Genomic DNA, 6,705 nt, shown 5'->3' on the forward strand with positions numbered 1-6,705 from the left:
TGCAGGCCTGGGCCACGGTGTCGCTGTGCGGCCACGCGCCTGAGCAGCAAGTGGCCCGCTGGGGTCTGCCGATGTTCACCCACCTCCACCTCAACGACGACGAGTTGAGCGAGGCGTTCAACTCGACTGCCCCGTCCGGGGACAATTCGCGGTTCGTCGCGCGCACCGTCGACACCGTCACCAAATACGTCACACTCGCCGGCACTTCCGCTGATCCGGCCGCCTACGCGCGCCGCGTGGCCGACCTGTTCGGATCGATGACGCTGCCCTACGAGCTGGGCACGCCCGCATCCTTCGACTACACCGGAATGAACGGGCGCGGGTTGATGGACAACGTGCTGGACAACGTGCTGTCGGTGTTGACCAACTCCCCGCTGGGCGCCGGTGTCGCGCCCGACCCAGCGCGGATCACGGCCGAATTTCCTTACTTCACCTGTCCGTGACACCGCTGAGCTGCTCCCAGGGGACCTCATCCAGGAAGGTTTGCAGCCTCCCTCATCGAGCAATGCACCCGATGTGAAGTGCAGTCTCGCCACCAACACCCCGGTCGGGCTGGGCATCGGCAAAGAGACGGTATCCCCACGACCGTCGACGGTATTTCTCTACGTCCCACCGCTGCCACCGCGGGCATGATGGCTGACCAGTCTTGCGCCGGGCATGGCGGCGGATACACCACCCCGACATGCTGCATATGCGACACCACGGTGTACGGGCCGCCGCTCAGCACGCGCTGCTCGGCGCTGGAAGGTTCAGCGACGGTGCGGATCTCGACTAGAGCCGCTCACGGGGCAACCAAGCTAGGCAGGAATTGCGACTGACTTTCGAGACTTTCGTATGTCGTCCATTTCGAGACGACCACCCTCGAGGGCGAACGCCGAGCCGTCTCCACAGCGCCACATAGCTAGCACGCTAATCAGATTCTCAACTTGGTGACGGATTCGCCACTCATCCGCCATTCCTGTGAGAAGTTCGCCACGCAAAATGAGAACCGACACGGAGGTTTGGGCGCCCCCCGGGGCCCAAACCCAGTTGGTTTGCCTTCTGGCTTTCGATTCTGGCCGGCGGTCCCCTCCGCACAAGGCCACGGCCTCCGCTGCGCTACGCCCGGACCTTGCACTCCGCGGCCCTCATGCCGGCCCAAATCTTCATTGCCAGAAGGCAAACAGAACAGGCGGCCACGCGCACGCCTCCCGAGAAAGGTTCAGTCATGACCGACACCGTCCAGATCACCGAGACCACCGCCACCGGCCCCGACCAGCCCGTTGGAACCTTGGAACACCTTGATCCACACAGCCTGATGTTGGAACTCAACGTCCGCGATGCGGCCGACCTCGACGCCCAGTTCGTGGCCAGCATCAAAGAGCACGGAGTGCTCATCCCGATTGCCGCCGTGCGCAGCGATGACGGCACTGTCTGGGTGCGCGCAGGGCAGCGCCGGGCATTGGCGGCACGCGAAGCCAACCTGAGCAGCGTCCCCGTCTACGTGCGACCCGCAACCGCCATCGATGAGGCTGGCCAGGCCGTGGAACGGCTGTCTGAGCAGATCGTGGAAAACGACCAGCGCAGGCAACTCACCGAGGCTCAGCGAGCACGCGGCATCCAGCAGATGATCGATGCTGGTCTGTCGGTGACGAAAGTCGCCAAGACGCTGTCGGTAGACAAAGACGTGGTTAAAGCCGCCGAGTGCGCTGCGAAATCCTCGACGGCGATGGCCGCTCTCAACGACGGTCAGCTGAACCTGGCCGAGGCTGCCGCGCTCACCGAGTTCGAGGAAATCCCCGGCGCGGTGGACCGTCTGATCGAGGCTGCCGGTACCCGGCGGTTCGATCACATCGTCGCCCAGCTGCGCGAAGAACGCATCACCGCCGAAGCAGAAGCCAAAGCCGCACAGAGCTACACCGACCGGGGGTTCACCGTCCTTCAGCAGCGGCCCGATTCACGGGACCAGGCCTGCATCCCGCTGCATCACCTGGTAACCGCTGATGGCGCTGGGGCCGATGAGACGGCAGTCACCGAACCGGCCCACTGGGCGGTGCTGCTGTATGAGGACACGGCCCTGTGCGACGTGGAAACCGGCCAGTTCGTCAATGAAGGCGATGTGGACTGGGACACCGAAGGCCAGCCAGACGCCGAACCTGCCGAGGGGTTGCGCCACGCCAAAACGGTCACCGAGACAACGGTATTCGCTCCCGACTACTACTGCCTCGACTACCGCGCTGCAGGGCTGGCACCGCAGAGCTGGTTCGCACGGCAGGCAGGAATGGTGGACACCGACACCGGCGAAGCAGTCGATTTGGACGACGAGGCACGCGAGGCGGCACGCCAGCAGGCCGCGACTGAGCGCGCTGAGGCCGACAAGCGTGAGCGCCGTAGAGTGTTGGCGCTCAACAAGCTCGGTGACGCGGCCCTCAGCGTTCGCCGCGAGTTCGTCAAGAAGCTGTTGGCGCGAAAGACGCCCCCCAAGGGGGCTGCCATGTTCATCGCTGACTGCTTGGCTCGTGACAGTTTCTTGCTCACCAATCACAACGCGCTGGAAATGACCGCTGAACTGCTCGGAGTGGACAGCGGCCAGGCCGTGGCCAAGCTGGTGGCCGATCTGCCCGCCAACGGCGACGGGCGGGCCCAGGTGATCACGCTGGCCCTGGTGCTCGGAGCGCTGGAATCGCGTACCCCCAAGGATTCCTGGCGCGACAACGCGGCCGGGTGGGGCCACCACGTCGGCAGCGCCGAGTACCTGCGGTGGCTGGCCGAAAACGACTATCCGCTGGCTCCCGTCGAGGAAGTCGTGACCAACGAAACAAGGACGCCGACGACGTGTACGAGCAGTATTTGGCCGATGCGGTAAAGGAGTAGCGCGCCGCTCGGGTGGGGTCAGGGCTGCGGTACTGGCCCCACCTTTGGCGACTGCGGTCCCACCCGCCAGCCGGTGCTGCCCGCTCATCACGGCCGTTCGATCCTCGGGTGTACGGCGAAACATATTGTGCCTTCTGGCCGTTCGATTCTGACCGACCGGACCGCTACCTGCAAGGCACCGGCCTTCGCGCTGCTGCGGACCGGTGAGCTCACGAACTTTTCCCCGCGCCGCGCGCTGACGCTCACTGGGAAAACTTCGCGCCCGGGCCTTGCACTCCACGGCCCGTTGGCCGGTTCACATCGTGAATGCCTGAAAGGCAAAAACAATGGCGGCAATTACAGCGAAGGGAGCGTGGAGGTAGTGAGCGCAAACGGCTTACACCGACCGGTTAGGCAAGCTAAATCCATGATGAAATACAAAAAGAAGAACGGGGCACGATCGCTGCTGCTAAACGGTTACCGCCAGGTCGCGCGAAGCGAGAACAAGCGTGAATCCCTGGTGCACCGGCCGGTTCGCCGGTTCCTGTGCGCTGCCTGCGCACAATGCGGTAACACTGCAGGGCACAGGCGGTTACGGCGCGAGAACATGCGGCGCCGATCGCGCCGAAAGGCGGGTGCGCATACCCAACTTCAATCGGTGTTGCGAACTATCCACAATTGCTCGAAATTCTTTTGCGCGACTATGGCATAGGGCCAACTACGGCAGTAATCTTTAATTATCCAGCGCAGCACTCCCTATTTACGAAGGAGGCAAGTAATGTCCCCAATCACGGTATATACGAAACCGGCCTGCGTGCAGTGCAACGCGACGTTCAAAGCGCTCGACAAAGCGGGAATCGACTACCAGAAGATCGACGTCACCGAAAATCCCGAGGCCCGCGAATACGTGATGAGTTTGGGCTACCTGGGCGCGCCCGTCGTCTATGTCTCCCCCACGGTGCATTGGTCGGGTTTTCGTCCGGATCGCTTGGCTCTCCTGGCCGCCGCCTAGACCCCACCCCTGACCGAAAGGACCCAACCCCATGTACACCGACGCCGCACTGGACCAAGCAGTTGAGGAGTTCGTCGAACTGGACCGCATCGAGCGAATCGCTGAAACCCGAAGCGATCTGCTCGCCCACATCGCGGCCGCCGTCAAAGCCCTGCAGGACGCCGCGCGCACTCTTGAGCAGCTGCGCGGTAACTCCATCTACGACGTCGAGTTCGTGGACGGCCGCGACGGCCGCGATGTCGCCACCTTCCTTGACGACAGTATCCGCAACACCCGCGCGGCCTACGCCGTGGTGCACACCGTCATCGACCAGGAGACTCCGTGATGGCCAGCACACAGCAACTCGCAAGGCCCGCAGCCGCTTTGGACGTTGTGCGCGAGGCCCTGCAAGCAGCAGGGCACAGCATCCGCCCCCGCGGCCCGGAGGCCTTCATGGCCAGCTGCCCCCTGCACACCGACCACTCCCCCTCCCTATCTGTGGGATGGCGAGAAAACACGCGCGCCGGCCGTGGCGGCGCGGTCTTGTTGCACTGCTTTAGCTGCCAGGCCCCCGCCGCCGACATCGCCGCCGTCCTCGGTCTGCGCCTGGCCGACCTGTTCGACAACCCCGCCCCCGCCGGCGGGCAACACCGCCCGCGCGCCGCACAGCCCAAGGCGGCGCGACGAGTTCCCGGGTTAGGACCATTGCCAGCGCGTATCACCGCGCCCCGCGAACACGCCGAGCACCAGTGGCGCCGGGTCCGGGTCTACACCTACCTCAGCCCCACCGGCACACCAGTGCAGCAGGTCATTCGCGACGAATGCACCTGCACCGGTCAACCCCACAAACGGTTCCGGCAGCGCTACCGCGACGCGCACCAATGGGTGTACCGCAAGCCGCGCGGATTCACCCCGGTGCTGTATCGGCCCAACGCAATTCAGAGCGCAGCCAAGACCGGCGCCTGGGTATGGGTCACCGAAGGCGAGAAAGACGCCGACACCCTCACCGCGCTTGGCTGCCTGGCCACCACCAACGCCCAAGGAGCCGCCAACTTCCCCGCCGAACTGGTCGACGCCTTCGCTGGACTGCGCGTCGCCATCGTGGCCGATCGAGACCTCGCCGGCTATCGGCGGGCGATCAGCCTGCATGAGCGCCTGCACGCCGGCGCCGCCCAGGTTGTGGTGCTCCTGCCCGCCCTCGACATCGACAAAGCCGACGTCACCGACCACGTCAACGCCGGGCTGTGGAATTGCGCCGACCCCTTCGGCGGTCTCACCGTCATCACCCCCACCGAGCTGCGCGCATTGGCCGCCGCCGCGAGAGCCCACTGGGCCGCCCACCGCTTCGACGTCGCCCTACGGGAGGCCCGCGCCCACCACGCCCGGCGCGGCATCGTGCCCGGCAGCGCACGCAACGCCGCGCGATGGCTCGCCGAAGCCGCCGAACAAGTGCGCACAGTGCAGCGCACCGACCAAGACCTGCGCCACCACACCATCCGGCAGCCCTCACCAACGTCGCGCGCAGCCGCTCACGCCGTCCAAGCCCTTCTCGAGCGGCTCACCACCGACTACCGGCGCAACACTCGTCGGTCCCCAACTGCGACCACCAGCGACAACCGCGCCCCGTTCAAGGAGTCTGCATGACAACGCGTTTCGAGACCGTCATCGCTAACCGAGCGGCCGCAACGATCGCCGCGGCCGCAGGCCGGCCCGGGCCCGCGGCCAACACCGCCCGCGCCTGGATCGACAGCATGACCGCCCGCGCTCAACTGCGCTCCGAACGCCGCCTACGTCACGCCCGCGCCGCCTAAACCCCTGGAACCTGACCGGCTCATGCACACCACAATCCGACGACTCGCCGCCAGCGTCTCAGGCCTGCTCACCACGGCAGCTCTGGCACTAGCCGGCCCGGCACCGTCACAGGCCGCGCTGACCCTGGTCAGCCCCGGCGAAGAGGTCGATTACATCAGCCCCGCCGGGGGCAACCAGTTCTGCACCATCGGCTATGTCTACACCGGCGCCGACCTTCACACCTACGCCATCACCGCCGGCCACTGCCACGCCAACACCACGTCAGGCTATGCGCGCGACAAGCGAAGCGGGCTCACCGGAAATTTCGTACGCACCGTATTCGAGCCCCCACGCAGCGGCGGTGCCGACTACGCGCTGATCGACTTCAGCACCAACTCCTTGGCGTCAGTGTTCATCGCCGACAACCACACGCCCTTCACCGATGACCACCCCGAACCCCAGGTCGGCCAAACCATCTGCCACAGCGGGGTTTCCAGCGGCCAGCATTGCGGTCAAATCGCCGCCGACCATGGCCCAGACCAATACCTAACCACTGGCATGCCCCCCAGCATCCCCGGCGACTCCGGAGGCCCGGTCTGGACCCAGACCCCCCACGGCTTCGCCCGAATCATCGGCATCTGGCTAGGAGAGAAAACAACCGCCAGCGGCCAAGAGTACGGCCGCTTCGCCTCACTATCCAGCGGTCTTCGCGCCTTAAACGCACCGGGTCGGCCGGGTCAAAACTCCAGCAAGCCCGAGTAATCAGCGCGCGGATACGACACATCACAGCACAGCGCCGGCGCCGGCCACTGCCCGGTGACCAGCCAGGCAACCACTGGGGTCGGAACAGGATTTGAGTCGTGCATCAACTCGCGCAGCACCGCCTCGTCAAACATCCTGTCAGGGTACGCGCCGGCACAGTCGACACCACACGAAAGCATCGGTAGCCCCGCATCTTCTTCTCGCCGTCAGCGGGGGCCAAGTATGACCGTCAGGGACCCCGTCGCTGTCAACCCACGCCCGGCGGGCTCGCCCGTTCTTCGCTTCGCCTCGCTGACGCTCGGCTGCCGCTGCGCCCGTGCGGCACCGGC

8 protein-coding genes are annotated in these 6,705 nt (G+C 65.5%); 7 read left to right on the forward strand and 1 reads right to left on the reverse strand.

Going from position 1 to position 6,705, the window contains the following annotated elements:
* The 7 genes from ACLP4W_RS23630 to ACLP4W_RS23660 all read left to right on the forward strand — a co-directional run.
* Positions 1–443, forward strand: a 443-nt coding sequence (locus ACLP4W_RS23630; RefSeq protein ID WP_442389823.1) for a hypothetical protein, incomplete at its 5' end; no start/stop codon positions are given.
* A gap of 764 nt (positions 444–1,207) precedes the next feature.
* Entirely contained in the window at positions 1,208–2,845 is a 1,638-nt protein-coding gene (locus ACLP4W_RS23635) for a ParB/RepB/Spo0J family partition protein (RefSeq protein ID WP_442389824.1), read from the forward strand.
* Between the two features lie 765 nt (positions 2,846–3,610).
* The gene (nrdH, locus tag ACLP4W_RS23640) at positions 3,611–3,844 is read left to right on the forward strand and encodes a glutaredoxin-like protein NrdH (protein WP_442389825.1); all 234 of its coding nucleotides are present in this window, start codon (positions 3,611–3,613) and stop codon (positions 3,842–3,844) included.
* Between the two features lie 31 nt (positions 3,845–3,875).
* Positions 3,876–4,169, forward strand: a complete 294-nt coding sequence (locus ACLP4W_RS23645) for a hypothetical protein (protein WP_442389826.1) — start codon at positions 3,876–3,878, stop codon at positions 4,167–4,169.
* The gene (locus ACLP4W_RS23650; RefSeq protein WP_442389827.1) at positions 4,169–5,467 is read left to right on the forward strand and encodes a hypothetical protein; all 1,299 of its coding nucleotides are present in this window, start codon (positions 4,169–4,171) and stop codon (positions 5,465–5,467) included. The genes ACLP4W_RS23645 and ACLP4W_RS23650 overlap by 1 nt, the downstream gene beginning before the upstream one ends.
* On the forward strand, positions 5,464–5,634 hold the full coding sequence (locus ACLP4W_RS23655) for a hypothetical protein (protein ID WP_442389828.1): 171 nt from the start codon (positions 5,464–5,466) through the stop codon (positions 5,632–5,634). Before ACLP4W_RS23650 ends, ACLP4W_RS23655 begins: the two co-directional genes overlap by 4 nt.
* Positions 5,635–5,656: 22 nt before the next feature.
* Entirely contained in the window at positions 5,657–6,376 is a 720-nt protein-coding gene (locus ACLP4W_RS23660; RefSeq protein WP_442389829.1) for a serine protease, read from the forward strand.
* Here the strand turns inward: ACLP4W_RS23660 and ACLP4W_RS23665 are convergent.
* On the reverse strand, positions 6,352–6,510 hold the full coding sequence (locus ACLP4W_RS23665; protein ID WP_442389830.1) for a hypothetical protein: 159 nt from the start codon (positions 6,508–6,510) through the stop codon (positions 6,352–6,354). The genes ACLP4W_RS23660 and ACLP4W_RS23665 overlap by 25 nt on opposite strands.
* Positions 6,511–6,705 lie beyond the last annotated feature (195 nt).

Origin of the sequence: Mycobacterium sp. (genome assembly GCF_052145595.1) — a bacterium.
Lineage (GTDB): Bacteria > Actinomycetota > Actinomycetes > Mycobacteriales > Mycobacteriaceae > Mycobacterium.